24 protein-coding genes are annotated in these 26,622 nt (G+C 69.1%); 8 read left to right on the forward strand and 16 right to left on the reverse strand.

Annotation, left to right across the window (positions count from 1 at the left end; all coding sequences use genetic code 11):
• Positions 1 to 15: 15 nt before the first annotated feature.
• Both murC and msrB read left to right on the forward strand, forming a co-directional pair.
• Positions 16 to 1,401: a UDP-N-acetylmuramate--L-alanine ligase gene (gene murC / locus OHT76_RS32640; RefSeq protein ID WP_328874430.1), complete on the forward strand. Its 1,386-nt coding sequence runs from the start codon at positions 16 to 18 to the stop codon at positions 1,399 to 1,401.
• 13 nt (positions 1,402 to 1,414) lie between these two features.
• Positions 1,415 to 1,822 carry a peptide-methionine (R)-S-oxide reductase MsrB gene (gene msrB, locus OHT76_RS32645; protein ID WP_328874431.1) on the forward strand — a complete coding sequence of 136 codons (408 nt, stop codon included), beginning with the start codon at positions 1,415 to 1,417 and terminating at the stop codon, positions 1,820 to 1,822.
• A 640-nt stretch (positions 1,823 to 2,462) separates the two neighbouring features.
• Here the strand turns inward: msrB and OHT76_RS32650 are convergent.
• The 12 genes from OHT76_RS32650 to OHT76_RS32705 all read right to left on the reverse strand — a co-directional run bounded on the left by OHT76_RS32650 (position 2,463) and on the right by OHT76_RS32705 (position 16,850).
• On the reverse strand, positions 2,463 to 3,833 hold the full coding sequence (locus OHT76_RS32650; protein ID WP_328874432.1) for a DUF6177 family protein: 1,371 nt from the start codon (positions 3,831 to 3,833) through the stop codon (positions 2,463 to 2,465).
• On the reverse strand, positions 3,830 to 7,801 hold the full coding sequence (gene eccCb / locus OHT76_RS32655) for a type VII secretion protein EccCb (RefSeq protein ID WP_328874433.1): 3,972 nt from the start codon (positions 7,799 to 7,801) through the stop codon (positions 3,830 to 3,832). Before eccCb ends, OHT76_RS32650 begins: the two co-directional genes overlap by 4 nt.
• Entirely contained in the window at positions 7,798 to 8,880 is a 1,083-nt protein-coding gene (locus OHT76_RS32660) for a hypothetical protein (RefSeq protein ID WP_328874434.1), read from the reverse strand. The genes eccCb and OHT76_RS32660 overlap by 4 nt, the downstream gene beginning before the upstream one ends.
• Before the next feature lie 15 nt (positions 8,881 to 8,895).
• On the reverse strand, positions 8,896 to 10,278 hold the full coding sequence (eccD, locus tag OHT76_RS32665; RefSeq protein WP_328874435.1) for a type VII secretion integral membrane protein EccD: 1,383 nt from the start codon (positions 10,276 to 10,278) through the stop codon (positions 8,896 to 8,898).
• A 13-nt stretch (positions 10,279 to 10,291) separates the two neighbouring features.
• On the reverse strand, positions 10,292 to 10,585 hold the full coding sequence (locus OHT76_RS32670; protein WP_328874436.1) for a hypothetical protein: 294 nt from the start codon (positions 10,583 to 10,585) through the stop codon (positions 10,292 to 10,294).
• Positions 10,586 to 10,643: 58 nt separating this feature from the next.
• A complete protein-coding gene (locus tag OHT76_RS32675; RefSeq protein WP_328874437.1) occupies positions 10,644 to 11,525 on the reverse strand; it encodes a pentapeptide repeat-containing protein in 882 nt (293 codons plus the stop codon).
• Positions 11,522 to 12,010: an immunity 49 family protein gene (locus OHT76_RS32680; protein WP_328874438.1), complete on the reverse strand. Its 489-nt coding sequence runs from the start codon at positions 12,008 to 12,010 to the stop codon at positions 11,522 to 11,524. Before OHT76_RS32680 ends, OHT76_RS32675 begins: the two co-directional genes overlap by 4 nt.
• Positions 12,011 to 12,231: 221 nt before the next feature.
• Positions 12,232 to 13,098, reverse strand: a complete 867-nt coding sequence (locus OHT76_RS32685) for an immunity 49 family protein (RefSeq protein ID WP_328874439.1) — start codon at positions 13,096 to 13,098, stop codon at positions 12,232 to 12,234.
• 15 nt (positions 13,099 to 13,113) lie between these two features.
• Positions 13,114 to 15,729, reverse strand: coding sequence for a hypothetical protein (locus tag OHT76_RS32690; RefSeq protein WP_328874440.1), 2,616 nt, complete (start codon positions 15,727 to 15,729; stop codon positions 13,114 to 13,116).
• Positions 15,726 to 16,118: a DUF6507 family protein gene (locus OHT76_RS32695; RefSeq protein WP_328874441.1), complete on the reverse strand. Its 393-nt coding sequence runs from the start codon at positions 16,116 to 16,118 to the stop codon at positions 15,726 to 15,728. The genes OHT76_RS32690 and OHT76_RS32695 overlap by 4 nt, the downstream gene beginning before the upstream one ends.
• Positions 16,119 to 16,150: 32 nt before the next feature.
• Positions 16,151 to 16,462 carry a pore-forming ESAT-6 family protein gene (locus OHT76_RS32700; RefSeq protein WP_328870972.1) on the reverse strand — a complete coding sequence of 104 codons (312 nt, stop codon included), beginning with the start codon at positions 16,460 to 16,462 and terminating at the stop codon, positions 16,151 to 16,153.
• A gap of 55 nt (positions 16,463 to 16,517) precedes the next feature.
• Positions 16,518 to 16,850 (reverse strand): hypothetical protein, encoded by a 333-nt coding sequence (locus OHT76_RS32705; RefSeq protein WP_328870971.1) that lies wholly within the window; start codon positions 16,848 to 16,850, stop codon positions 16,518 to 16,520.
• Between the two features lie 525 nt (positions 16,851 to 17,375).
• Here OHT76_RS32705 and OHT76_RS32710 point away from each other — a divergent pair.
• The 3 genes from OHT76_RS32710 (at position 17,376) to OHT76_RS32720 (ending at position 19,875) form a co-directional block, all read left to right on the forward strand.
• Positions 17,376 to 17,948: a hypothetical protein gene (locus tag OHT76_RS32710; RefSeq protein WP_328874442.1), complete on the forward strand. Its 573-nt coding sequence runs from the start codon at positions 17,376 to 17,378 to the stop codon at positions 17,946 to 17,948.
• Positions 17,949 to 17,983: 35 nt separating this feature from the next.
• On the forward strand, positions 17,984 to 19,348 hold the full coding sequence (locus OHT76_RS32715) for an FAD-dependent oxidoreductase (RefSeq protein WP_328876680.1): 1,365 nt from the start codon (positions 17,984 to 17,986) through the stop codon (positions 19,346 to 19,348).
• Between the two features lie 71 nt (positions 19,349 to 19,419).
• Positions 19,420 to 19,875: a hypothetical protein gene (locus OHT76_RS32720; protein WP_328874443.1), complete on the forward strand. Its 456-nt coding sequence runs from the start codon at positions 19,420 to 19,422 to the stop codon at positions 19,873 to 19,875.
• Here the strand turns inward: OHT76_RS32720 and OHT76_RS32725 are convergent.
• The 4 genes from OHT76_RS32725 to OHT76_RS32740 form a co-directional block, all read right to left on the reverse strand.
• Positions 19,872 to 20,636: an NAD-dependent epimerase/dehydratase family protein gene (locus OHT76_RS32725; protein WP_328874444.1), complete on the reverse strand. Its 765-nt coding sequence runs from the start codon at positions 20,634 to 20,636 to the stop codon at positions 19,872 to 19,874. The two genes, OHT76_RS32720 and OHT76_RS32725, sit on opposite strands and share 4 nt — an antisense overlap.
• Complete coding sequence (locus OHT76_RS32730) at positions 20,633 to 21,799, reverse strand: macrolide family glycosyltransferase (RefSeq protein ID WP_328874445.1); 1,167 nt, start codon at positions 21,797 to 21,799, stop codon at positions 20,633 to 20,635. Before OHT76_RS32730 ends, OHT76_RS32725 begins: the two co-directional genes overlap by 4 nt.
• Entirely contained in the window at positions 21,789 to 22,424 is a 636-nt protein-coding gene (locus OHT76_RS32735; RefSeq protein WP_328874446.1) for a flavoprotein, read from the reverse strand. The genes OHT76_RS32730 and OHT76_RS32735 overlap by 11 nt, the downstream gene beginning before the upstream one ends.
• A 70-nt stretch (positions 22,425 to 22,494) precedes the next feature.
• Positions 22,495 to 22,635 carry a hypothetical protein gene (locus OHT76_RS32740; protein WP_328874447.1) on the reverse strand — a complete coding sequence of 47 codons (141 nt, stop codon included), beginning with the start codon at positions 22,633 to 22,635 and terminating at the stop codon, positions 22,495 to 22,497.
• 306 nt (positions 22,636 to 22,941) lie between these two features.
• Between OHT76_RS32740 and OHT76_RS32745 the strand changes: the two genes are divergently transcribed.
• The 3 genes from OHT76_RS32745 to OHT76_RS32755 are packed head-to-tail and all read left to right on the forward strand — an operon-like array spanning position 22,942 to position 26,596.
• Positions 22,942 to 24,162 carry a macrolide family glycosyltransferase gene (locus tag OHT76_RS32745; RefSeq protein ID WP_328874448.1) on the forward strand — a complete coding sequence of 407 codons (1,221 nt, stop codon included), beginning with the start codon at positions 22,942 to 22,944 and terminating at the stop codon, positions 24,160 to 24,162.
• Positions 24,159 to 25,370: a macrolide family glycosyltransferase gene (locus OHT76_RS32750; RefSeq protein ID WP_328874449.1), complete on the forward strand. Its 1,212-nt coding sequence runs from the start codon at positions 24,159 to 24,161 to the stop codon at positions 25,368 to 25,370. Before OHT76_RS32745 ends, OHT76_RS32750 begins: the two co-directional genes overlap by 4 nt.
• Entirely contained in the window at positions 25,367 to 26,596 is a 1,230-nt protein-coding gene (locus OHT76_RS32755) for a cytochrome P450 family protein (RefSeq protein WP_328874450.1), read from the forward strand. Before OHT76_RS32750 ends, OHT76_RS32755 begins: the two co-directional genes overlap by 4 nt.
• The last annotated feature ends 26 nt before the right edge of the window (positions 26,597 to 26,622 follow it).

The raw sequence follows: 26,622 nt of genomic DNA on the forward strand, positions 1-26,622 counted from the left end.
TTGGGAGATACACGCATGGCAGCCGGACTTCCCCCCGCCATGGACCGACCGCACTTCATCGGCATCGGCGGGGCCGGGATGTCGGGTATTGCGAAGATCCTCGCGCAGCGCGGGGCCGTCGTCGCCGGTAGTGATGCCAAGGAGTCCGCCACCGCCGAGGCGCTGCGGGCCCTGGGGGCCACCGTGCATATCGGGCACGCCGCCGGGCATCTCGCCGAGGATGCGAGCTGTGTCGTCGTGTCGTCGGCCATTCGGAGTGACAATCCGGAGCTTGCTCGCGCTGCTGAGCTGGGGATTCCGGTGGTGCACCGGTCCGATGCGCTCGCCGCGCTGATGGACGGGCTGCGGCCCATCGCCGTCGCCGGTACGCACGGCAAGACGACCACCACCTCGATGCTGGCCGTGTCGCTGAGCGCGCTCGGGCTGAAGCCGTCGTACGCGATCGGTGGGGACCTGGACGTGCCGGGGTCCAACGCGCTGCACGGTGACGGTGAGATCTTCGTCGCCGAGGCCGATGAGTCGGACCGCAGCTTCCACAAGTACGCGCCCGAGGTGGCGATCGTGCTCAATGTGGAGCTGGACCATCACGCGAACTACGCGTCGATGGATGAGATCTACGAGTCCTTCGAGACGTTCGCGGGCCGGATCGTGCCCGGTGGGACGCTGGTGATCTCCGCCGATCACGAGGGTGCGCGGGAGCTCACGCGGCGCCTGGAGGGTGTCCGCGTGGTGACGTACGGCGAGGCCGCGGACGCCGATGTGCGGGTGCTGTCCGTGGTCGCCCAGGGCCTCAAGAGCGACGTGACCGTCCTGCTGGACGGTCAGGAGCTCACCTTCACCGTGTCCGTCCCCGGCCGGCACTACGCCCACAACGCCGTGGCCGCGCTGGCGGCGGGTGCGGCGCTCGGGATTCCGGCCGCCGAGCTCGCCCCGGCCCTCGCCGCCTACACCGGCGTCAAGCGGCGTCTGCAGCTCAAGGGCGAGGCCGCCGGGGTCCAGGTCATCGACTCCTACGCGCACCACCCGACCGAGATGACGGCGGACCTGGAGGCCATGCGGGCCGCCGCGGGGGACGCCCGTATCCTCGTCGTCTTCCAGCCGCACCTGTTCTCGCGGACGCAGGAGCTGGGCAAGGAGATGGGGCAGTCGCTGGGTCTCGCGGACGCCTCGCTGGTGCTGGACATCTATCCGGCCCGTGAGGACCCGATCCCGGGAGTCACCAGCGAGCTGATCATCGAGGCGGCCCGGGTCGCGGGCGCCGATGTGACGCCCGTGCGGGACAAGGGCGAGGTGGCTTCCGTCGTGGCGGGAATGGCGAAGCCGGGTGATCTCGTTCTCACCATGGGCGCGGGTGACGTGACGGACCTCGGCCCGCAGATCCTGGACCGCCTGTCGAAGTGAGGGGCTGAGGCTCATGTCGTACGACGTCGAGAAGCCGGACGAGCAGTGGCGAGCGGAACTGACCCCGGCCGAATACGCCGTGCTGCGCCAGGCCGGTACCGAACCGGCGTTCACCGGTGAGTACACCGACACCAAGGCCAAGGGCGTCTACTCCTGCCGCGCCTGCGGTGCCGAACTGTTCACCTCGGAGACCAAGTTCGAGTCCCACTGCGGCTGGCCGTCCTTCTTCGACCCGAAGGACACCGACGCGGTGGAGCTGCTTTCGGACACCTCGCACGGCATGGTGCGCACGGAGGTGCGGTGTGCGCGGTGCGGATCGCATCTCGGGCATGTGTTTGAGGGCGAGGGGTATGCCACGCCGACCGATCAGCGGTACTGCATCAACAGCATTTCGCTGCGGATGACGCCCGACGAGGGGTGACGCGGGCTTCACTGCCCGAGCAGGCTGAGGAGCTGCGTCGTCACGCCCTGCGTCTGGTGAAGCCTGCGTCGAGCAGGTTCCGGATACTGCGTACCTTCGACGGGCCGGAGACCGATCTCGGTGCCCGGGCCAAGGACGTTGTGCGGGAGGAGATCGGCGAGGACGATGCTGATCGTTGACTCCGGTCCGCTTGTCGCCTTCCTTAACCGCAACGATCCTGATCACGAGGCCTGTGCCGAGCTCTTGGAATCACACGAGGGCGTTTCCCGATGAACGGGACATGGCCCGTATCGCCGAGTTGATGCACCGGTAGCGTTGCTTCCTTGAAATGGGGAGGGGTGGATGAGTCACCCCGGGCCGGCTCCACGCCCCGGTCCGGGCAGGCGAAGGGCTCCAGGTCGGCGAGGCCACGAAGACGCCAAAGAAGTCATCGGGCCCGACGACGTCGCCTACCACTCGGTTCACCCATGACCCATTGCACGCAATCAGGGCGAGCGCCTGTGCGTACTCGGCAGAATTCATCGACGGCAGCCAGTACCCATCACTGACGTGCCCGCTCCGCGGACAACCAAGAACTTCGGCAACCGCAGCGGCGATTGTGCCTCGCACCTTGCGTCTGGCCGACCGTCCGCGCTCGGGGTCATTCCGACTTCAGCCGCCGGGTGAGCTTCTCGAATACGGACCATGCCTGGGGGTCGGTTCCGTTGCCCAGGTGATAGTGGAGTGCGGAGCCGAGCCGGATGGGTGTGGGGTCCGAGAGGTGGCCGATGCGTTCTGCCTTGTCGTGGCCGAGGGTGAACGCGAGGGGGATTGGGGGGAGTTCCAGGCGTGGGGGGACGGTCAGGTCGTGGCGGGCTGAGCGGAGGGACGTGAGCAGGGTGACGAGGCCGTGCTGGGCGTCGAGTTCGGCTGCGAGGTCTTCGATGGCGTCCAGGGGTGGTGTTTCGTTGCCGCCGTAGCCGAGGGCGAGGGTGATGTTCTCCTCGACACCTGCCGCGGTGCGGGTGACGCGGACGGTGGCGAGGGCGGGGCGGTCGGGGTGGCCGATGGCGATCAACCAGGTCGGTCGGGGTGCGCGGGCGCGGGCGAGGTCTGTCAGTTGCCTGCTGGACCAGGGGAGGTTGACGGGTTCGGCGGTGCTCCAGCCGGTGGGAGGGGCGCCCGTCAGGTGATGGAAGGCGCATTCGAGGGCGCCGCCGAGGACAAGGTCCTTGTCGGCTGGGTGCAGGGTGCCCAGGGTGAGAAGGAGTTGGCGGTCGTCGGGTTCGGCCGCTGTTGTGAAGGCCTTGGCCGTTCGCGCTGTGCCGTTCTTGTCGCGTACGGGGGTGAAGGTGCCGTCCTTCCAGTGCAGTACGGCACCGGACAGGCCGTCGTAGTAGCCGTGTTCGGGGTCCTGGACGACCCAGCGGTTGGGCGCTCCGCGCAGGGCCGTGCGGGTGGGCAGGGTGAGGCGGGTGGTGGGCGGGGTGACGATGTGCAGGGCGCGGTCATCCTCGGCGGTGGTGCGCAGGGCGTCGGAGAGCCAGCTGGTCAGCGCGACGAGAGGGCGGTCCTGGATCACTACGGCCGTGGTGGCGGTGAGGACGTCGACGGCCGGGGGCGCGGTGGCGGGGACGGGGATCGCCGAGACGTCGGTGGTGAGGGGGACGACGTCCGTGGTGGCGGCCTCCGGCGGCCAGACCGCGCCGCCGAGCACGGTGGCCAGCCGTCCGGCGAAGGAGCCGGCGAGCCGCCCTGCCTCCGCGACGGCGGTGGAGGCGCGGGCCTCGGTCCACCACACGGGCTCGTCCGCCACCGGATGGTTCAGCAGCCGTGCGGTCTCGCCGGGGACCTGGACCAGGATGGGCGCCTCTACGGAGACCAGGGGGCGGCCATCGGGCGTGCAGAGCTGTACGACGGCGCCGTCTGCAGTGGTGTTCACGCCGAGGTCGGGGCCGCCGGCGTAGAGGCCTGCCAGCAGGGTGGGCAGGTCCGGCATCTTGGGGGTGAGGGCGATGACGTCCTTGGTCACGGGCTCTCTTTGTCTGCAACGGCGGTCTGGATGAGCTGGTGGGGTCGGCCGCGGCGGACGAGCGTGCCCCGGCCGGGTGGCTGCTGGGAGGCGTACAGGCCGGGGAAGAGCTGGCCCTCGGTGCGCTCTCCCGTCATGACGAGGGCGGCGGTGCCGGTTTCGCGCAGGGCGGTCAGCAGGGGTTCGTACAGGGCGCGGGAGGTTCCGGCGGTGCGGCGGGCGATGACGAAGTGCAGGCCGATGTCCCTGGCGGAGGAGAGGTATGGCAGGAAGGGCGCGAGCGGCTGCTGGCCGGCTGCGGTCAGGATGTCGTAGTCGTCGACCAGGATGACGATCCGTGGTCCGGTGAAGGCGGGTTCGTCGGTTGGCGGCGCGTCGGGGTCTGCTGTCTCCGGCAGGCGCTTTTCCAGCTCGGTGGCGATGCCGGTGGACAGGGCCGCGGCGAGCTTGGCGTTGTGCGCGTATCCGCCGCGGTAGGGCTCGGGGACCGTGCCGCGCAGGCCGCGGCGTGGGTCGTAGACGCCGAAGACGAGTTCCTTGTCGCCGTATCGCTCGATGAGCTGGGTGGTGATCAGCCGCAGCAGGTTGGTCTTGCCGCATTCGTTGTCGCCGAGGATCAGCAGGTGCTGGTCGGTGTCGAACAGGTCGAGCAGGACCGGGGCGAGGGCGTCCTGGTCGACGCCGAGGGGGATCTTCTCCGGTTCGGCGGCCGGGGTGGGCAGTTTGGCGGCGGGCAGGCGGGTGGGCAGGACCCGTACGGGTGGGGCGAGTTCGCCGTGCCAGGAGGCGCGGATGGTGCGGGCGGCGCCTTCCAGGGCCGGGCCCAGGTCACCGGTGGTCGGGAGGCTGTCGATACGGGGCAGCGCGACCTGCGCGAACAGTTTTCCGTCGGTCAGGGCTCGGCCGGGGGTGTCGGGGGTGAGCGTCTCGGACAGTTTGCGGTCGATGGAGGAGTCGGCGGGGTCGTTGAGGCGCAGCTCGATGCGGGTGCCGAACATCGACTGGGTGGCGATGCGGACGTCGTTCCAGCGCAGCATGCCCGCGACGACGTGGATGCCGTAGCCGCTTCCGCGTTTGAGGAGGTCGGCGATGGGGTCGTCCAGGTCGGCGAACTCGTCGCGCAGGGCGCCGAATCCGTCGATGAGCAGCACGATGTCGGTGGCTCCCAGTTCGGGCAGCCGTCCTTGTCCGCGCAGGTGGCGCAGCTGGTCGGCGGAGTCGATGCCGTGTGTACGAAACAGTTCCTCGCGTGCGGTCAGCATGGCGCGGACCTCGGCGACGGTGCGGGCGGCCCGTTCGTGGTCGGCGCGTGACGCTACGCCGCCGACGTGCGGCAGATCGGCCAGGGGGGACAGGCCTCCGCCGGCCAGGTCAAGTCCGTACACGGCGACGTCGTAGGGGGTGTGGGTGAGGGCCAGGGAGAGCGCAAGCGTTCTGAGCAGTGTCGTCTTGCCGGACTGCGGGCCGCCGATGACGGCCATGTGCCCGCCGGCGACGGTGAGGTCGACCAGCCATGGCTGTTGCCACTGCCGGGCCGGGTCGTCGAGGGTGCCCAGCGGGACGCACATCGGGCCGCCTGCCTTGGCCAGACGCAGACCGTCCGGGCCGGCCTGCAGGGGCCCGGCGGCCGCGTCGAGCGTCGTGGCGTCGGGCAGCGGGGACAGCCAGATACGTCGTACCGGGGATGCGGCGGTGGCGAGTTGGCCGACCATGACGGACAGGACGCTCGGCCCGGTGTCCCGCTGGGTGGCGACCGGCTCCTGAGCGACCTCGGCGTGGTGCGGGGTGTTGTACGCCGGGTAGGGCCGGGCCAGCGGTTCGTCGTCGCGTTCCTTGCGCACGGCCGGGCCGCGGTAGGCGCCGGAGACGTAACCGGCCTTGAAGCGTTCGTAGGTGGAGGTGTCGACCTTGAGGTAGCCGAAGCCGGGGAGCGGCGGCAGGTGGAAGGCGTCGGTGGTGTCGAGCACGGTGCGGGACTCGTCGGCGGAGAAGGTGCGCAGGCCGAGGCGGTACGACAGGTAGGTGTCCAGGCCCTTGAGCTTTCCGCCCTCGATGCGCTGGCTGGACAACAGGAGATGGACGCCGATGGAGCGGCCGATCCGGCCGATGGACAGGAACAGGTCGATGAAGTCCGGTTTGGCGGTGATGAGTTCACCGAACTCGTCGATGACGACGAACAGGTGAGGGAGGGGTTCGAGGTCTGGCCGCGTCGTCGCGCGCAGGGCGGCGTAGTGGCCGATGTCGGCGATGTTCCCGGCGTCCTTGAGCACCTGCTGGCGGCGTTTGACCTCACCGGCCAGGCTTGAGTGGACGCGTTCGACGAGGCCGGCCTGGTTCTCCAGGTTGGTGATCATCCCAGCCACGTGCGGGAGTTCGGCGAGCGGGGCGAAGGTGGCGCCGCCCTTGTAGTCGACCAGGACGAGGGCGAGGTCTTCGGGGGAGTGGGTGGCGGCGAGGGCGAGCACGAGGGTGCGCAGCAGCTCGCTCTTGCCGGATCCGGTGGCGCCCACGCACAGCCCGTGCGGGCCCATGCCGAGCTGCGAGGACTCCTTCAGGTCCAGGAGCACCGGTTCGTGGCGGTCCGTCAGGCCGATGGGGACGCGCAGGAAGTCGCGTTCGCCGCGCGGCGCCCACTGCCGGGGCAGATCGAGGGCGGCGGGGTCGTCCATGCCGAGCAGGGTGGGGAAGTCGACCGGCCCGGACACGGGCGTGCCCTCGGCGGCAGACTCCGGCGACAGGCGCAGCGGGGCGAGCATACGGGCGATGCCCTCGGCCCCGGCCGTGCTCAGCGTGTCGACCGTGCCATGGGCGACGTTTCCGTGCAGGTCGTCCACGACGATTCGGACGCCGTCGACGGTGATGCGCACGCTCACCTGGTCGGGCTCGTGAATCTGCTGCTCCAGCAAGTGCAGCACGGTGACGCCCATGTCGGGCAGTCCTACGGCCGAGTCAGGCGGCGGGAGTTCGGTGGCGGTGGCCCCGTAGGAATCGCTGATCACCAGCATGCGGGAGGTCAGCCGTAGCGCGTCCTTGCCCCGGCCGGACAGGCCGCGCCGTACCTCGGCCGCGTATCCGGCGCGCCGGCGCAGGTCGGCTGCGCAGAGCCGGGCCAGTTCGGGCAGGTCGCGGGCGATGCGACGGGCGGCGACGGGGCCGTCGTATGTTTGTGGATCGAGGATGTGCGGCAACCACTTCGCCCAGGACCAGTCCCATTCGTGCGGGGTGCCGAGGGCGATGGCGACATCGTCCGGGGCGTGCGTCACGGCGGTCTGCAGCAGCAGGGCTCGGGCGACCTGGAGGACGCCCTCGCGGTCGCCGATGATGCTGACGTTCCCGGCGCGGTCCAGCGGCACGGTGAGTGGGAAGTCCGTCGACGTGCCGAAGCGGTTCTGGAGCGCGCGGGCCTCGTTCAGCATGAAGGGGTCCGGCGGGGTGAGGACACCGCCGGTGCCGTTCTGCGCGATGACTGGTGTCGGGGCAGGTACGTCGCCGGTGCCGGCCCGTACCGAGAGGAAGTCGGCGTCCCCACGGCGGCGTTCCCACAACCTGGCCGGGTCCCTGACGAGGTCGTAGAGAGCCTCGGGCGGTGGGTTCAGTTCGCGTGCCGTCTGCCGTCGTGCCCGCTCGGCGGAGCCCAACTCCTCGCGCAGCTCCTCCAAGTACTCCAGATAGCGCTCACGCTGCACGCGTCGGGTGCGCTGGGCCTTGCCGCGCTGGGAGAGGAACAGTGCCACGGCTCCGAGCAGTGCGACGACCAGCACGAGGGCGCCGATCGCGGCGAACTGGCTGTTGCGGATGACGGTCATCAGCACGACGGAGCTGACGACACCGGCCATGGGCAGGAGTGCGGTGGCCGCGTTGCCGACCTTGCCCTCCGGCAGGTTGGGCGGCGCCTCGACGGTCCGGGCCTGGGCAGGCGCGAGCGGTCGGGTGCTGCGGGCGGGCCGGTGGACGAGGCGCTGCGTCACCTGACCCTCACCGCCCGCTGCATCACCTCGGCCGCGAGGCGGACGACCGCGTCACGGGTGCTCCGGCCCAGCATGGCGGTGTGGATGGGGCCTCCTTGGGCGAGATGACGGTCGTAGGGCAGCGGAACGACGAGCACGCCGGGTTCGCGCAGGTGCGCGACGGCGGTCTTCTCGTCGAGCGTGGCGTCAGGGGTGTTGGCGCTGAGCGCGACCACCGTGGTCGCCAGGGCGGTGTGCGGCAGCCGGGCCAGCCAGTCGAGCACCTGCCGGGTGCCGTGGATGCCCTCGGCGGTCATCGGAGCGACGACCACCCGCGCGTGCGCCGTGTCCATCGCCGTACGCGCCACCTCGCCGGGCAGCGTCTCGCAGTCCACCACCGTCACCCCGAAGTACCGCCGCAAGGCCAGCGTCACGGTCCGGTACGTGGGCACGTCCAGCGGGGCGCCGACCCGCCCCTGGCCCGCGGGCAGCAGCCAGCCGCCATCGGTCACCGGCACCAAGTAGCCGGTGACATCGGTGAGTTGCATGGAGGGGGTGAGGATCCGGGCGAGGTCGGCGCACGACCAGCGCACCGTGTCCGCGCCCATGCGGACCGGGAGCGTGCCGAGGGCCGCGTCGGCCTCCAGGGTGAGCACCGGGTCGTGCCGGTAGTGGTTGAGGGTACGGCCGAGCAGCGCGGCGACCGTGGACTTGCCGACGCCGCCACGGATCGAGGTGACGGCGATGACCCGGCCGGTGGTGACCGGCTGCTGCAACTCCTGGGCGAGGCGGGTCTGTTCGGTGACTTCCCGGGTGGCGGAGGCGGTGAGTCTGCGCAGCGATGACCCGGCGCGGCGCGTGACCGAGTCGCCGTGTTGCGGGCTGCCCAGGGCGAGGGCGAGCCGGGGGTCGACGGTGGGGAGGGACTCGGGGACCGGGACGGGGACGCGTGGGTCACGTATCTGGCGGGAGGCCGGGGGTGAGGGCGGTTCGGGAACGACCTGGGGCGACGGGGCGGGTATGGCAGGAGCAACCGGCTCCGGTGCGCCGTCTGCCAGCTCCCGCAGCACGTCCCGCTGCCAGTCTCCGCCCTCTGCCATGTCCGCCACCGTGCCCTATGCGAAGGTGTCGAGCAGCCGCCCATACACCCCGAACACGCCGATCACCAGCGGGAACAGGGCGATCACGGCCACCGACTCCACCAGGTCCCCGGCGCGCCGCAGCCGCACCCGCACATGCTCGGCCGGCTCCACGGCCAGCACGACCAGCGGTACGACGGCGAGGAGGCCGAGCGTGGCGACAGGACCCACGGCCGTGGAACGCTCGGCCCATACCGTGACGAGCCGCACCGCCACCAGCGCCGCAGCGACTAGCAGCACCACCACCTCGGCGGCGAGCGGGAACGCCCGCGCCCGCAGCGCGAGCACCACCATCACGACAATGCCCAGCGACACCGTCCACACCGACGTCACGCGCAGCACGAGAACCCCGGCCGCGCCCGTGGAGGCGGCGAGGACGACGGTCGCCATAACCAGCCCACGGTGGGTGGCCGCGAGCGCGGTGCCCACCTGGTAGCGGCTCACCGATACCCCGCCCGTACGCCGGTCATCCAGCCCGGTCAGCCCCGACGCCACCAACGCAAGTCGCGGCAGCACCCCGAGGACCACGACGGACACCACCGCGAGCAGCGCACCGACCCGGGCCTGCTCGGGCGCGGTCGCGGCCCCGCCCTGAAGCCCGAGGGCTGCCTCCCATGTCACCACGCAGCCGATCACGGCCGCGGCACCGACCAGCGCCCCACGCCCCAGCGGCGTGAACCACCCCGCCAGCGACAACGCAAGCGCGATGGCCCCCGCAACACCCGCCAACCGCACGGCACTCGACCAGCCATAGGCGTCGGCACAGGCCCAGATGCCCAGGACGGCCAGTACGGCGGCCGTGGCGATCAGGGTGGCAGCGAGGGCGTGCCGCCGGGCTCGCCCGCACAGGACGCCGACGGCGGAACCGGCGAGAGCGACGGCGAGCAGCCCCGCCCCGACCACGGAGAGATCGAAATGGCTTCTGGCCAGCAAGCCGGCGGCCAGTGCCCAAAGGACGGTGGCGCATCCGGCGACAGCGCGCCGCACCGCAGGCCGCCACCGCCAGGCTCGCAGGTCGAGATCGTCAGCGACCTCGTCGGTGACGTCATGGACGACTGGAGCGGAGGGCGCGTCCTCGACCCGCACGAGCCGCAATACCGCCCCGTCGGACACACCGGCCGACTCCAGGGTGCTGTCGTGGGCGAGCGCGGATCCGTCCGGGGTGATCAGGTGCCGCAACTCGGGCCGGTCCCCGACTTGGTCGTCCAGCAGCCGCATGACCTCCGGCAGCAGCACTCCGACGGGCTCCCGCGACGGCAGTACGAGGTCGACCCGACGCCGCTCACCGACCAGGGTCACCCGGCTGAGCGCCGTACGACTGCCGGTCGCCGAACGACTCAAGGGCCCCGTGGATATCACGCGTTCGAACCTATCACCGAGAAGAAGCAGCAGATGGGGAGGGAGCGGTGGAGGAGGACTGCCCCGAGGGCGTCGTCACGGCGGCCCCGTACGGGCTTTTCCCGATGACCCGGTGCGACACGAAGGACCACCCCACGCATCCGGCACACACGACGGCCGCGATCACTACCCCGGCGAAGACTTTCCCTGTCCGCTCGTCCAGGGACCGGCGTTGGCGCTGGGCGCCGAAGAGGAGGGCGTCACGGAGACGGCGACGGCGTACCGACACCGACTCCAGGAGCTGACTGTCGTAATCCTGTGCTGTCACGGTTGCCTGCCATCCGTCCTTCGCTCACCGGCCGTCATGACTTGTACGTGTTGCCCTGCTATGTGCTCTGTCCCTTGACCTCGTCGATGAATGCGACCGCTTCCGCTTCACTGATCACCGCGTGGTCGACCTCGTTGTTCCCCAGCTCGTAGAGCCGCAGGTAATCGGTCGGTTCCCAGCGCAGGTTCCTGGTGAACGCCTCGTCATGCGCTACGCCGTTCACCATGCGGCGTCTGACGATGCCCTGAGGATTGCTCGGCGAGTATCCCTCGCCGAATTTGGCGTAGTAGATGATGCCATCGGAGCGCGGTCCGAGCACACGCACCCTCGCACCGCGGTCGTTCAGCCACCGCTCCAGTTCCATTCCGTCGATCTCGCGCCGTATGCCGTCCTGGTCGATGACCGCAGGGCCGAAGAGCGTGCCGGAGAGTCCACGTACGACTGTGTGCTCGTCGAGTATTGCCTTCAGGGACGTCTCACGCACGGATGCGTCGGTGAGATCGGCGCCCTCCAGCCTGACGTCGATCAAGGAAGCGCCGTTGAGCCTCGTCTCCCGGAAGCAAGCAGACCGGGCGTCGACTCCGTAGAGGCTGGCACTTCCGAGGTCCGCTCCTTCCAAAGCGGCGCCACGCAGTGAGGCCTCATCAAGTTCGGCCTTGACCAGCACAGCATTTGAAAGCTCAGCCTCATCAAGCACAGCACCTTCCAGGTGTGCCCGATAGAGGTCCGCGCCGACGAGCCTGGCCTTTCGGAGGACCGTTTCCACGAGCAGCGCCATGGCAAGGTCAGCGCCGGACAGATCGGCTCCGGACAGGTCGAGTGCCGAGACGTCCAGAAGCGAGTCCGCCTGCTCAACCCACTCCTGCAAGACCTCGGTGGCTTCCGCGTCTGATGGCATCAGCCGAACGGTTCGCCTCACGTTGCGGTTCTCATTCGTCATGTGGGGAATTCGCCGTCGTGAGCCCGGCAAGCAATCGTCAGAGGGATCCGAGCGATGCTGCCGTCGATGTTCGCCGCCCGTTCCTCGCTCAGGGGCCAGTGCGCCTGATGCAGCTTCAGCGCCTCGATCAGAGCCGGTGAGAAGCCCTCCCGGTCGTTTTGCACGGGGTGGTAGAAGAGGTTGATCGCCGGATAGAGCAGGTCGCGCGGTGCGATGCGTGCCACTGAACGGTTCGAGCTCTGCAATGTGGCGGTGAGTTTCTCCACCAGCCCGGGCCGTCGCAGCCAGTACGTCTGCAGCGTGTTCGCCAAGTAGCAGATGTACTCGTCGTACTGCCTCTCCGGCGATCGCAGCCGCTCCGTCGGGATTTCGCAGAGCTGAGTCATGCGCTGCGGCTCGCGGCAGATGACCGACAGCCAGAAGGCGGCGAGCCAGTTGCCCGCATCGGCCGTCGGCAGCGGCCCGACGGCCGGGAGGCTGCGCACCTTGTAGTTGATACGGCACTCGACGGACCCTCGCTCGCACTCGTGAGAGCAAACAGTGCCGAGCCCAACTGCGTCGCGTATGACTGCCTGGAGTGCATACCGGGAGATCAGTGCGGTATTCGTCAATTGTCAGCTTCCCCCGGATGCCGCGTTCCGGCCAGGCTCTTCTCTCGGAATGAACCGAGTCGATATTTCGGGATTTCTTCAGGAAAGTTCGGTGTTTACGTGTCGTACTCGCCCACCCAGGCACGCTGCAGCAGCGCCTTGGGGAGGTATTCGGACTCGACCTCGATCGGCATACCTGCGTCATAGGCCATGCAGGCGATGGCAAGCGGGCCGAGAGCGACGAGCCCTTCGCCACTCAGGGACCGTGCTTCGTTGGCAGTCCAGTACTCCTTGTGCCAGGTGATGGCGTCGACCAGAGCTGCATTGAATTGTTCAGCCTGCTGCCGTTGGTACCGATGGAAGAGCTCAAGGGGCGGATAGAGGATCTTCAACATCAGCTCTTTGCTGGCGATGCGCGTGGCCTCAGGATCGGTTCCGTTGACGGCAGTGACTAGAGTGTCCCAAGTTTCCCGTCGACCGAACCATGCATTCTGCAGGGTCTCCACCCATGCGTAGATGTATTCGTCGAACTCAGCACCCGACGCACGGAGAAACGAGATGGGCACTTGAGCCAGCTGGTTGGCCCGGTCGTTCTCCCGGCAGATCGCTGCAAGGTAGAAGGCGGTAAGCCAGTTTCCCGCATGAAGGTAGTCCTGGGGGCCGGTCGCTGGAAGGTGCTTCACCTCACCCATGCTCCCGATGCGGCAGGGCACGGTCCCTTCCGCCGCCGTGCCCGCGGCGAACAGCGCGGAGCCCACTTGCATCGCAGTGACCCACGCCTCCCAGGTCGGGAACTCTCCTGCTACCGGATCCGTCAGGCAGCGCCACTTTGCAACAGCCAGCGTGAGCATCTGAGCGTCGTAGCGGTCGTCTTCCGACGTCTCGATCTCGTCGAGCATTTCCTTTGTACTGTCAATGATGGGCGCCATGGCTTCGGTGGCATTGTCTGTGCGGAATTCGTGGCGTGGAATACGCGTGACCACTTGTCCTCCCTCTTACTAGATCTTCAAGTGTTCCAGCACGGCACCAGCGTAGGAGGAGCCTGGGTTGTCGTTCGCCTTGACCAGGACGTACTGAAGTTTCCCTTCATTCAACGCGGTACGGAGGGCCTTCGCGATCTCGCCGTCCCGTCTGCCACGTAGCGTCATCTCAGCAAGGATCGTACGGATGTACGGCTTGGTCCCCTGCTTGACCCTCATGCCCTGGGCACCACCATCGTCGCCGATGTGGGGGTTCGCCAGGTCCTCCGGGTCAGCGCGTCCACGGCGCCAGTCGAGGTCTCCCGTCGGCGCTTTTTCCTCAACGATGAGGTAGTGGCCATCGTCGCCGAGGCTGTACACATCGTCGAACATGTTGGCGCCGTTGGGCGTCTTCGGAAGCGTGATCCTTTTGGCTGTCGGGAACTCGTGCGGAATTATATGCAGCCTGGCTGCCTGCTCGCCGAGGGCCTCGGAGATCTTGCTGTTGTTGGGCACGTCGGCGAGCCGCGCAGCATACGCCTCCTGTGCCTTTGTAAGGGCGTCCTGCGCCGCAGCGGAGGGCGTCTCCTCAAAAGCCTTTGTCGCGTTGGTGAGGTCTACCGACGCCCTGCGGTTTGCTGCTGCGGCATCAAGGTCAGGCAGGTTCCCGTCCGGGACCGTGTCCGTTCCGAGGTTCTTCGGCCCCCACTTGACTTCGGACGGTCCGCTTGGCAGGTCGTGTGCCCGGACCCACTTGCCTTCTGCGTTCTTGGCCAATTGGGGAAGCTCGACACCGTCCACGAACTTCGGGGTGCCATCCTTGTTCAAGAGGTGCCTACGGCGGCCCAGAGCATCGTAGTGTTCCTTGAACCACGTTTGATCTGGGTCGTTGGCTTTCCGGATGTGCTCGTCCTCAATCTGCTTCCGCTGTGCGGCGCTCAGCTCCCGGTCCCCATCATTGCTACCTGTCCCGGTGCCTTGGTCCGCATCGTTCGTGGTCCGGGCAGCCTCGTCGCCGGCGTGGCCTGTGCCGACCACGGCGTCGTCGCCGGGCCGACTGAGGTCGTCCAGCCCGGCAGCTCCAGGACCACCGGAGCCAGTACCGACATTGCCGTTGCCGGCCACTCTGGTACCCGAGCCGGGCGTCCCGGAATCACCGGCGCGTGCGACTCCATTGCTGCCAGCCACTTCCCCCGCCCCACGCGGCGCATCCCCACCGCTTCCCCCGGACGGTGCCTGATGTCCCGGCTGGGGCGGAAGGTTGTGCCCGGCGTGAGCAGTTGCCTGCTGCGGCCGCGAAGTCGCCCCGACACCGGCGAATTCTCGATCCCGTACCGACGGCACCTGCTTCGGCATGGCCTGCGCCGTGACAGAACGTTCTTGCAAAGGCATGTCACTGACGGCCTTACCGTCCCTGAGGACGACGAACTTCCCGTCCTCGATCACGAGCACGGAGCGTCCGGAGTCGTCGGCGAACTCCAGGACGCTGTGCGGCGCGGTCACTTCGGGGATGCTGTTCGTGCCGCGCAGGCTTGCCGCGACGTCGGCGATCTTCGGTGCGGCGTGCCCCGTCACCTTGACCGCAGCGCCGACCGGGTCGATGACCTCGCCGACCTTCCCGACCGTATTGGCGACCTTGGCCGCCGTGCCCGCCTTCCCCGCTGACGCCGCCTTCAGCGGGCCCGCGCCCAGCGTGAGGATGTTGAAGGTGACCATTCCGGCCGCGCGGGCCGGGTTTTCCTTCCACTGGTCCCAGGCGACGAAGCCCTTGGCGAACTCCTTGGCGTAGACCTTGCTCTCCTGGGCGAAGTCGGACGCGAAGACGCCGGTTGGCGGTTGGCCGCCGGACTCCATGAGGTAGGTCTCGGCGCCGACCACTGCGCGGACGATGCCTTCCCAGGACTGCGCGGCCGCGTCCGAGCCATGGAAACCGGCGAGCGTCGCGAGGCCGTCGACGGTGCCCCAGACGCCGTCGACGATCAACCCGTCCCAGAGGTAGCTCTTGGCGTAGTAGCCGAGATCGGAGGGGTCCCACCAGTCGTGGGACTGGGTGACCGGCGTCCCCCAGGGCAGTTCCTTCGCCTGGTCCAGCACCGCCGCCGTGTAGCCGTACAGCTCCGCACCGCGCGGTATGAACTGCTTGGCCCCGGTGCCCAGGACGTACTGGGTTCCGCCGACCAGTGCCGTGATCTTGTTGTGGCAGGCGATCTCAGCGGCGTAGAACTGCTCCCGGGCGACGTTGATGTCGTGCAGCAGGGACTGATGCTCGGCGACCTTGTCCCCGTCGTCGGTCCAGTTCGCGTCGAACTCCCCGGTGTCGGTCTTCAGGCCGGCCACGAAGCCCACCGCCTGCCGCTGAAGAGCTTCCAGTCGCTTGGCGATCGGCCCGACCTCGACCGCATACGCCGACAAGGCCTCCACCACCGTCGCGACCTTGTCCGCGTACGTGTCGGCGGTGTCCCGCACTGGTGTGGTGGAAGCGAAGAGTTCCTCCGCCTCTGGGGCCTCGTAGAAGGCCGAGAGCCCCTGGAACTGCCGATGCGCCTCCCCGCCTGCCCGGCGGATACCGTCCCCTTCGACGCGCAAAGCGTCGATATGCCGCTCCAACTCGCCCAGGTCGCCGGTGAACAGCGGGATCGACTCCGGCTGGATCACAGACGACCTGCCTTCCATCCGTCCGGCATGTCCGGCCGGACCAGCCCGGAGGCACGGTGCTGCGCCTCGGCGGCCATCTCCAGGTCGCCGTCCCGGTAGGCGACGGTGGCTTCCACCGCACCGTTCACCGACTTACCGACGCGCATGCCGATGAACTGCAACTCCTCCGCCGTACCCGTGAGGAACTCCGCGAGGGCCGCGGCCACCAGCCCGGTCTGCCCCTTATGCTCTCCGCTCGCCCCGCCCGGAGCGAGCGTGCCGGCCGACGTGGCCGCGCCCTCCATGTCGTCCGAGTACGCCTTGACGATGTCGTCCAGGACCGTCATCACGTCCCCGACGTTCGAGACCACGTGCCCGACCCCGGACGGCGAGATGTCCCACTTCGGCATGCGCCGACCCCCGTTTCAAAAACCGTCCGACGTCAGCCGATGTTGTCGACGGCCGCCTTCGCCTTGGCCAGCGTCGACTGCGCGGTCCCGTCGTTGTTCTCCATCGTCGAGCGGACCAGCCGGATGATCTCGCGGACCTCACCGGCGGCACGGTTCCAGCGCATTTCCTTGCCGTGGTACTCGTCTGCGACGCCGTCCGCGGTGAAGTCGGCCATCGCGGCCTTCACCGCGTTGTCGCGGTCGGTGAGTACGCGTTCCAGCTGGCCGATGATGCCCTGCAGGCTCATCTGCACCTCGGCCGAGGCGCCGGTGTCGTACGAACGGCGGTCGAGGTTCTGCCCCATGGTCGAGTTCCCCCTTGAAAACAGTGACAGTGAAGAGGCGTTACAGCCGTACGGCCTACCGTGCGCCGAATCGCGCCGCATCGAAGTTGGCGACACCCATGTTCTGATGGGCGTTGTCCTCCAGCTCCGTATCACCAGTACCGAACGCGGTGTCCATGCCGGACTGCCCGCCCAGAATGGCGTCGAGCGAGCTGTTCAACGCGTTCGTGATCTCGTCGGCGTGCAACTTGAACGTGTCGAACGCCGCCTTGCCCGCCCCGTTGAACTTCCCCTCCAACGGCTCCGCCGCCTGAACCAGCCAGCTGATCAGCGTGCCGAGATCCTGCACCGAGCCCCCGGTGCTCTTCCCAAGATCCGCCAGGGTCGTCGACCCCATGTCGAACTTCATCCACCCACCCCCGTAAGCGTGTTGTGCGCTGCGGTTGGATGGTCGCCACTGCGTCATCGTGGGTCACGCATGGCTCACAGCGCGTCGAACACTCTCTCGCATCAAGCGTTGCAGGCGCAACGCGGAGGGAGTCAAAGTGGCGTGATCTAGGTCATGAGCGGCTGCGAAAGGTCTGTCGGGGTGGTGCCTGCGACACGGTGTGGCTGGGTTCGGGCAGCGTCTGCTCCAAAAGGCGCATGGTGGCTCTCCGTTGACGTGCACGTTCCCCAGGGAACGTTGGGCGGACCGCTGTTTGTGGAGGCTGTCGGTGGCGTGGTGATCCCGGCCAAGGTGTCGTTGCGATCACGCCAAGTCCGGTACGCGGTCCGTGATTTCGAACTTCAATTCTTCTCAGGAGGTGGTGGGTCCTGCTGCCTCGTACGCGCCGCTGTCGCGGCGAGCATCCGGTTCGGCGCCGGTCACCCATACCGAAGGTGCGCGTTCGTCTGTGGGCGCGCGGGCCACAGCTCCGGAGCCTGCGCGGACATGACGTTCGAGGAGTGCGAGAAGGGGCTGGGAAGAGACAAGAAGTTCGTCGTCGAGTCCCGGTTCGCGGTGTGCAATGGGGCTTCGTCGACGAAGGGGAACATCCCGCAGAGTTGGCCGTCTGGGGTGCGCTACACGCGGGGCTGGAACGTGCCCGGGACGAAGACGTTTGCCGAACTGAAGGCACTGCGTACCTTTACGCAGACGGCGAACGCCAAACCTGGTCAGGGCAGCAGCGGTTCCACGGACCTGTGCACAGGGCGGCAAGCTGTTCTTGCTGGCCCCTCGGTGGGATGCCGCGAGCCGGGCGCCAACTTCAGTCAGGGAAGCACCCGCGAGTGCGACGAGTACCTCTTCGCCACCACCTACGAGGGGGCAGCCGAGCATGACTTCGACGAGGACGCGCGTCTCGGTCATGTGTTTGAGGGGACGGGCCACGCCGACCGATCAGCGGTACTGCATCACAGCATCTCGCTGCGGCTCGTAGAAGGGCCGAAAACCGGTCAACCCCCTCCACGGCACGGGATACTTGGTTCTTCTCGTGACGTGGCGACCAGGGGAGTCGAGCGGTGAACTCTGCCGAGCAGACGGGACGGCACGCGGTCGTCGTGGGCGGGAGCCTCGCGGGGCTTCTTGCGGCGCACGTCTTGGCCGGGCACGCCGACCGGGTGACCGTCGTCGAGCGCGACCGCTTCCCGGACGGTGGTGAGCCGCGGCCGGGTGTGCCGCAGGGCCGGCATCCGCATGTGCTGCTCCAGGGCGGTCAGGTGGCACTGGAGTCGCTGCTGCCGGGCTTCCTGGCCGAGTTGGGGGAGGCGGGGGCGCCGCGCGTGGGTATGCCGTCGGACCTGGTGCTGTGGCAGGAAGGCCGCTGGTTCCGGCGGACGTCCGCGTCGACGCACATCTACACCGGTTCCCGCGCGCAGCTCGAGGCGCTGGTGCGGCAGCGGGTCCTCGCCAATCCGCTGATCAGCGCCGTGCAGGGGACCGAAGTCGTCGGGCTGCTCGGGGATGCCGCACGCGTGCGGGGCGTGCTGCTGCGGGACCGCTCCGGCGACACCCGCGGGGAGCAACGGGCCCTGGAGGCCGACCTGGTGGTCGACGCCTCCGGCAGCGGCACCAAGGCTCCGCAGTGGCTCGAGGCGATCGGCGCCGAGGGCCCGCACGAGGAGACCATCGACACCGGGCTCGCCTACGCCTCCCGTGTCTACCGGGGCAGGGACGGCGTCCTCGACGGCGAGACGCTCGGCTACTACGTCTATCCCGGCCCCGCGCAACTCCACGGCGGCGGTGCGCTGCCGCTGGAGGACGGCAGTCATCTGGTCATCGTCTCGGGGCTGCGCGGTGACGAACCGCCCACGGGGGACGACGAGTTCGTGGCGTACACCAAGCGGCTGGCGCATCCGCTCCTGGACCGGTGGCTGGAGGACGCCGAACCGCTGTCGCCGGCGTTCGGCTACCGGCGGACCGCGAACATCCGGCGCCGCTATGACCTGCCCGGCCGCCGCCCGGCCGGGTTCCTGGCCACCGGCGACGCCCTGTGCACCTTCAACCCGATCTACGGACAGGGCATGGCCGTCGCCGCGATGAGCGCGGTCGCCCTGCGGGACGCGCTGGCCGACCGGCGCCGGACGCCCACCACGCGGCGCGTGCAGGGGGCGCTGCTCGCGGCGTCCCGGCAGGCGTGGGACATCTCCGCTGGGGCGGATCGCTCGATGCCGGGCGTGGTCGGCACCGCGGCCGAGATCGGGCCCGCGGACCGGATGGCCGGCTGGTATCTGCGCCGGGTCCAGGAGCGGTCCCCGGGCGACCCTGCCGTGGGACGCGTCTTCCGTGCGGTCCTGACCCTCTCCGAGCCCGTCACCGCCCTGTTCGCCCCGTCCGTGGCCCGGGCCGTCCTCTTCGGCGCTCCCGCGCCGTCGCCCGCCGAGCCGCAGGAGACCCCGGAGCGACCGGAGGGACCGGAGGACTGAGCGTGCCCGCTCGGGAGAAGCCGTCGGCAAGTGGTCTAGACCTGACCTGTCCGGTCGGGCATGATCGGGTCATGGAGAAAGCGCATCTGCCGACCACCGAGGCCGCTGTCGTCGCGATCCGTGACGTTGCGGTGGAGTTCGAACTGACCATGTCGGTCACCGACGACATCGGCGCGGACCAGACCTCGCGGCGCACGGCGGCCGAGCTGTTCACGGTGTTCGACCCCGACGGCTCACTGCCGCACGAGGCGTTCGTGGAGCTGGCGGGCTCGCCGGCGGTGAGCGTCCGGCTCTTCCCCGAGGACGACGCGAAGATCACCGTCGACGGGGTCGAGTTCCATGACGTTCCCCGGGACTCCGTCCCCGCGTTCCTCCGGTCCGTCTACAGCGGACTCGCGCGCACGAAGGGGCGGCTGTTCCCGCCGGGTCAGTGGCTCGTCGTGCCGCTGCCCGGGGACGAGACGTACAAGGAACTGATCGTGGACTCCAACCTGACGCCCTGGCTGGCCCGCAGTGCGCGCGGCTAGGTGACGGCTCGCTCGGCCGCCTCCGTACGGACGTAGCGGGCGATGAGGCGGTCGAGGTAGGCGGGGCCGAAGCCGAAGTGCTCGGACTCGGGGACGTAGGACCGCATGCGGTGGTTGGAGATCCGGAGGGACTCCGGTGGCACCTGGCGCGGGATCCGGTGTGCTCGCTGTCCCAGCGCCGACTCCACGGCCGTCACGATCTCCTCGGCCGAGAAGGAGACTCCCGAGGCCACATTGACGACCTGGCCGTGCACACCGAGGCCCAGCAGCCTGTCCAGTACGGTGCGGAAGTGCCGGACGTCCAGCAGGTCCCGACGCGCTCCGTGATGGACCACGACCGTGCCGGACCGGACCTGGCGCACCAGTGCCGGTATGAGCTGGGCCGGGTTCTGGCCCGGGCCGACGAGGTGGCTGAGCCGTAGCGTGAGCCAGGGCGCGCCGGAGTCGGAGACGAGCCGCTCCATGGCGAGCTTGTGCCGGCCGTAGGGGGTCACGGGGGTGATCGGGGCGTCCTCGCGGCCCTCGCCCTGTCGGCCGTAGAGACCGCCGGCGGCTGTGGACAGGAAGACCATCAGGCGTCGCCGCTCGCGGCAGCGGCGGGCCGTTTCAATCACCAGGGCCGCCTCGCGGGCGAAGTGCTCGGGTGCGGTTTCCGACGTTCTCGAGACTCCTGCGGCCAGTACCGTCACCGGCCCGTCCAGCGGCAGGTGTTGGCGTATGTACCGGGCTATGAAACCGTCGCCGATCACCTCGCCGGTCATGCGGAGGTGAGGCGTCGTACGACGGCGTCGGCCGCTGCTCGGGCTCCTCCGGAGCGGCGGATCTCCTCGCGCATCGCGTTCACCCGCCGCCGTACGCCTTCGTGGGCGTGCAGCTGGAGGACGGCGGTGCGCAGGGCGGTGGGTGTGACGGAGCGGAAGGGGATCGCCGTGCCGAGCCCCAACTCCCGTACGCGTCTGGCGTTGCCGGTCTGTTCCGGCAGACGGGGGACCACGAGGGACGGCACGCCGTGGTGGAGGGCTTCCATCGTGGTGGCCATTCCGCCGTGGTGGATCGCAAGTTCGGCGTGGCGGAGGACGGCCGTGTTCGGTACCCAGGAGTGTGCTTCGACGTTGGGTGGCAGCTGGGGTGGTGCGCAGCGGTCGCCGGTGGCCATGACCACGTGCCAGGGGAGGCCGGTGAACGCCTCGGCCACCGTGGTGAAGAACTCCGGGTGGGCGTGGTCGATAGAGCCCAGGGAGACCAGGACGACGGGGTCCTTGCTCTCCGGCGGTGTCCAGGCCGGCGGTTGGGGCTCGGGGGCGGGGGCCGGTCCGGTGAAGGTGTACTCCGCGCCGAAGCTGTCGCCGTCCGGCTGGAAGGAGCGGGGGATCAGGACCAGTCCGCCCGCCAGGGCTGTGGTCAGGTGCTCCCGTGCCGTGGCCGTCAGGCCCTCTTGGGCCAGGAACTTGCCGAGCCGGGACAGGAATTCGGCGGCCACGGGGTTCGCGGTGGCCGTTCCCGGTTCGGTGAGCGACCAGTGGCGGGCCGCCGCCAGATATGTCCAGACCTGCATGGACGGGATGCCCCACTTCGCGGCGAGGACACTGCCCGCGCCGGCCGGGTCCTCGGTGAGGACGAGATCGGGCCGGTCGCCGGTGAAGGACGCCGCCAACTCCGGCAGCGTGGCCCGGGCGTCGTCGAGATAGAGGAGCGGGAGGCGTCGGGTGTCCGTGGGCCAGGCGGCCGGATCCGAGGGCAGGGCGGAGCGGAAGACCACGGCCGTGGCACCCGCGGTCTCCACCAGGGGCGCGAACTCGCGGGTGGTGGCGTAACTGACCTTCAGGCCGCGCCGTACGAGTTCGGCCACCGTGCCCAGCAGCGGGTTGATGTGGCTGTACGCGGCGGCCGTGAAGACCGCCACGTGGCCGCCCTCAGCGGGCACCGTTCACCGCCTCCCGGGGCTGCCGGGCGCGTCGTAGGTCCTCCAGGCTGCTGAGGAGGTTGGGGAGCGTGTCCGGCTGATTGCCGTCATGGCGGCCCGTGGTCATGCTCAGCCCCATCACCGGCGGCTGGAGGACGACGTTTGCGCGCCGGTCGAGCCGGGCCCGGTGGTCGCTCATGGCGGCGCTCTCCCAGCCGCCCGGCGGCAGCGCGGCGGCCAGCGCGATCGGGGCCTCGGTGCACTGGAGCGCCATCGTCACCGGGGTGTCCGCGAGGCCCTGCGCGAGCCGTGCGATGAAGTGCAGTCCCGCCGGATAAACGGCGATCGCATCCGGCCAGCTCGCCAGTTCCACATGGAGTTTGCGGGTCTGCGGTTCCTCGGACCAGGAATCCTCGAAGACCGTTCTGTTGGTGAGAACGGAAAGGCCCTCCCTGGTCACGAAACGCTGGGCGGAGCGAGTGAGGACGATACGCAATTCGATCTGCGGATAACTGACCTGGAACCAGTTCACCCACAGGGGAAGAAAAGCGGCATTAGACGATCCCGTACCGACCAGGAGAAGCCGTTTCACCCCGAGGGGCGGAATCGGGATGGGGGGCATTCCCCAGTTCTCTTCACTTGTCATCTCGCACTCCGACCTCCTAGCGCCCCCCGGGAGGCGGAACCTCCCGGGGGACGAGCATCAGGACCGATACTCAGCAGCCGCACCAGGAGCAGCAGCACGCGCACAGGATGGCCTGCGCCTCGTTGTCGTCCGCCTCGACCGTGAGGAGCTCGTCCTCGGTCAGGGCGTCCAGCTCCAGCAGGTCGTCGGCGAGCAGATCGGCGATCGGCATGGTTGCCTCCTTCGACAATGGATATTCCGACGGATGGGGAATGCATCCGCGGGACCGCCCGATGGCCGGGCAGCCGTCGCCATGCTGTCCGGGGAGCATCCCGAATTCTTCCGCCGCCTCGCTGGTTTCTCGATCCCCGCACGAGTATGAACCGAACCTGCCGTCTCCCACCCGGGTGCGAGACGAGGCCTCACCTTCCTGATTACTGTTGCGACGGAACTCGTGAGCGCATACCGAACGGGCAGAATCCTTTGCTACGTTGCCGGTCCGATGTCAGTTCTGCCCGCCCGGAAAACAGGTGGTTCGATGTCCCATATCGCCTTCTTCAACATTCCTGGAACCGGTCACGTCAATCCGACGGCGGGGATCGTCGCGGAACTCGTGGCGCGCGGCCACCGCGTCAGCTATGCGGTGACCGCACGCCAGGGCGCGGAGGTCGAGGAGGCCGGCGCCACGCTGGTGCCGTACGAGACGACGATGCGGCAGACCCGGAACGCGATGAACGACCTGGAGAGCGTCGACCGGTTCACCACGGGCGACTTCGTACAGGTGCTGCGGGGCCTGGTGACGGAGACCGAGGCGGTGTACCCGACGCTCGACCGGGCCTTCGCCGATGACCGTCCGGACGTACTGGTTCACGACGGTCTGTCCGGCTGGACGGGCCGGCTGCTCGCGCACAGCTGGGGCATACCGTCGGTGCGCAGCATCCCGACGCTGGCCGCGAACGAGCACTGGTCGCTCGGCACGGACGGGGAGTACGCCACGTTCGAGCCGGAGCACGCCGGGCTGAATGCCGTGTACGGGGAGATCGCCGCCATGCTGGACGGGCTCGGGGTGGGCCTCACCGCGCAGGAGTTCTTCGGGGCCAGCGAGTCGGGGCACGCGCTGGTGTTCATCCCCCGCGAGTTCCAGTTCAAGGGCGAGACCTTCGGCGAGGACTTCCACTTCGTCGGGCCGTGCTGGTCGGAGCGCCGGTTCGACGGGGAGTGGCGCCGGACGGGTGAACGACCTCTGGTTCTGGTGTCGTTGGGCACGATCCACAACGACGATCTCGGGTTCTTCCAGACGTGCGTGGACGCCTTCGCGGATCTTCCGTGGGATGTGGTGATGGCGGTCGGGGATCGGGTGGATCCCGGTGCGCTGTCGGGGGTGCCCGCGCATGTGGAGGTCCATGCCCATGTGCCGCAGCTTCAAGTGCTGCGGCAGGCTGATCTGTTCGTGACGCATGCGGGGATGGGCAGTGTGATGGAGTCGCTGTCCTTCGGGGTGCCGATGGTGGCCATTCCGCAGATGAGTGAGCAGCGGGCCAATGCCGACCGGCTGGCCGAGCTGGGGCTCGGGGTCATGCTGCACCGGACCGAGGTCACAGCCGACGCGCTGCGGGAGGCGGCCCTCAGGGCGCTGGGCGAGCAGTCTTATGCCGATCGTGTGCGGGACATGCGCGGCCACATCCAGAACGCGGGCGGTGCGTCCGCCGCGGCCGACGTCATCGAATCCCTCCTGGTGAAGGCAGAGGTGGGACGGTGAGGGACGAGGCGCACATCGCGTTCTTTGCCCTGCCCGGACACGGGCATGTGAACCCGGCCCTCGGTGTAGCGGAGGAGCTGACGCGGCGAGGTCACCGGGTGAGCTTCGCCACGACCGACCGGTTCGCCGCCGCGGTGGCCGAGACGGGCGCCGCGCCCCTGCGCTACGAGTCCACCATGGACGGGCTGCCGGCCAAGGACAGCGCCGCGGACCGCCCGGACCGCTTCGGCAGCGACGACCTCGCGAGGGTGCTGCGCGATCTGCTCCGCGAGACCCTGGCCGTACTCGCCCCGCTGGACCGGGCGTTCGCACAGGACCGGCCCGATCTGGTGGTCTACGACGATCCGTCCGGGTGGGCGGCCCGGTTGATCGCGGCGCGGCGCGGCATTCCGGCGCTGCCCTACCGGACCACCTTCGCCGCGAGTGCCGACTGGTCGCTCGCGGGAGAGCGGACCGAGGTCGATCCGCTGCACCCGGAGATCATGCGGGTGTTCCACGGCATCGCCAAGCTGTTGGACCGGGTGAAGGTTCCCTTCGGACCCAAGGAGCTGATGACCGGCAGCGAGTCCGGTCCGGCGCTGGTGTTCCTGCCGCGCGAGTTCCAGTTCAAGGGCGAGACGTTCGGCGACGACGTCCATTTCGTCGGGCCCTGCCTCGGGCGGCGGGCGTCGGACGGGGAGTGGAGTCGCAAGGGTGAACGGCCGCTGGCTTACGTGTCGTTGGGCACGATCCACAATGACGATCTGGGGTTCTTCCAGACGTGTGTGGACGCCTTCGCGGATCTTCCGTGGGATGTGGTGATGGCGGTCGGGGACCGAATCGACCCGGCCCTGCTGTCGGGCGTCCCCGGGCATGTGGAGGTCCATGCCCATGTGCCGCAGCTTCAAGTGCTGCGGCAGGCCGATCTGTTCGTGACGCATGCGGGGATGGGCAGTGTGATGGAATCGCTGTCCTTCGGGGTGCCGATGGTGGCCATTCCGCAGATGAGTGAGCAGCGGGCCAATGCCGACCGGTTGGCCGAGCTGGGGCTCGGAGTCATGCTGCATCGCACCGCGGTCACAGCTGAGTCGTTGCGGGATGCGGCCGTCAGCGTGCTCAGCGACCCCTCCTACGCCGCGCGCGTCCTGGCGATGCGGGAGCACATCCAGCAGGCGGGCGGGGCACCCGCCGCGGCCGATGTCATCGAATCCCTGCTGGACTCCCCGTGAGCCGGCCGACCGAGATCGACACCCCCTCCTTCTTCGCCGATCAGCACGGCTACTACGCCGACTTGAGGCAGACCCCGGGCCCACGGCTCGTCCGCAACCCCCAGGGCCTCGCCTACTGGCTGATCACCCGGCACGCCGAGGCCAAGGCGGTCCTGCTCGACCCCCGTTTCTCCAAGGACCCCCGGCTCGCCGAACAGGCGCTGAGCGCCGCCGGGTACGGGATCTCGGGCGCGGACAGCTTCTTCCTCCCCCTGGTCAACAGCGACCCCCCGGACCACACGCGGCTACGGCGGCTGGTCTCCGGGGCGTTCACCCCGCGCCGGGTCGAGGAGCTCAGGCCGCGAGTGGAGAAGCTCACCCATGAACTCCTCGACGCCGTCCCGGACGAGAACGACGTCGACCTCATGACGGCCCTGGCCTTCCCGCTGCCGGTCCTGGTGATCAGCGAGCTGCTGGGCGTGCCGCACGGCAGTCGGGGCGCGCTGCTGACCTGGGCCACCCGGATGCTCACGGTGTCCGGCTCCGGAACGGGCCCCGCGGAGCGCACACGCAGGCTCCACCGCTGGTTCGCCTCCCTCGTGGCCGCGAAACGCCCGCACGTCCGCGCCGACCTGCCCCAGGACGAGCAACCCGACCTGCTCGCCGCCCTCGTGGTGGCACACGACCAGGGGCAGCGGCTCAGCGACGAGGAACTGGTCGGCCTGCTGGTGCTGTTGCTCGTCGCCGGCCACGAGACCACGACGGGGATGATCGGCAACGCCGTCGACGCGCTGCTGCGCCATCCGGACCAGCTCGCGCTGCTGCGCCGCCGCCCGGAACTGGTGCCCTCGGCCGTGGACGAACTGCTCCGCTACGAGGCGTCGTTGGCGCGGACCACGCTGCGCGTGGCACGGGAGGACGTGGAGGTCGCCGGCACCGTCATCCCGGCGGGCAGTGTGGTCAGCGTCGCCCTGTCGGCCGCCAACAGGGACCCGGACGTTTTCCCCGAGCCCGACCGGCTCGACCTCACCCGCGCCCGCGGCCCCCATCTCTCCTTCGGCCACGGGATCCACTTCTGCCTGGGCGCACCGCTGGCCCGGCTCCAGACGGAGACCGTGCTCGCCGTACTGCTGCACCGCTGTCCGCAACTGGCCGCGGCCGATCCGCACGCGCCGCAACTGTGGCGGCCCGTCGGCGATATGCGCGGGCTGCTGACGCTGCCCGTACGGCTGCGTCCCGCCGCCTGACCGCCCCGCATCGAACCGTCCATCGA

Source organism: Streptomyces sp. NBC_00287, from assembly GCF_036173105.1.
Taxonomy (GTDB): domain Bacteria; phylum Actinomycetota; class Actinomycetes; order Streptomycetales; family Streptomycetaceae; genus Streptomyces.

Bases quoted from the DNA above. Each gene is read 5' to 3' on its own strand.
- murC (WP_328874430.1), top strand. From the start codon at position 16: ATGGCAGCCGGACTTCCCCCCGCCATGGACCGACCGCACTTCATCGGC.
- msrB (WP_328874431.1), top strand. From the start codon at position 1,415: ATGTCGTACGACGTCGAGAAGCCGGACGAGCAGTGGCGAGCGGAACTG.
- OHT76_RS32660 (WP_328874434.1), bottom strand. From the start codon at position 8,880: ATGGCAGAGGGCGGAGACTGGCAGCGGGACGTGCTGCGGGAGCTGGCA.
- OHT76_RS32675 (WP_328874437.1), bottom strand. From the start codon at position 11,525: ATGACGAATGAGAACCGCAACGTGAGGCGAACCGTTCGGCTGATGCCA.
- OHT76_RS32695 (WP_328874441.1), bottom strand. From the start codon at position 16,118: ATGCCGAAGTGGGACATCTCGCCGTCCGGGGTCGGGCACGTGGTCTCG.
- OHT76_RS32700 (WP_328870972.1), bottom strand. From the start codon at position 16,462: ATGGGGCAGAACCTCGACCGCCGTTCGTACGACACCGGCGCCTCGGCC.
- OHT76_RS32705 (WP_328870971.1), bottom strand. From the start codon at position 16,850: ATGAAGTTCGACATGGGGTCGACGACCCTGGCGGATCTTGGGAAGAGC.
- OHT76_RS32710 (WP_328874442.1), top strand. From the start codon at position 17,376: ATGACGTTCGAGGAGTGCGAGAAGGGGCTGGGAAGAGACAAGAAGTTC.
- OHT76_RS32720 (WP_328874443.1), top strand. From the start codon at position 19,420: ATGGAGAAAGCGCATCTGCCGACCACCGAGGCCGCTGTCGTCGCGATC.
- OHT76_RS32725 (WP_328874444.1), bottom strand. From the start codon at position 20,636: ATGACCGGCGAGGTGATCGGCGACGGTTTCATAGCCCGGTACATACGC.
- OHT76_RS32735 (WP_328874446.1), bottom strand. From the start codon at position 22,424: ATGACAAGTGAAGAGAACTGGGGAATGCCCCCCATCCCGATTCCGCCC.
- OHT76_RS32740 (WP_328874447.1), bottom strand. From the start codon at position 22,635: ATGCCGATCGCCGATCTGCTCGCCGACGACCTGCTGGAGCTGGACGCC.
- OHT76_RS32745 (WP_328874448.1), top strand. From the start codon at position 22,942: ATGTCCCATATCGCCTTCTTCAACATTCCTGGAACCGGTCACGTCAAT.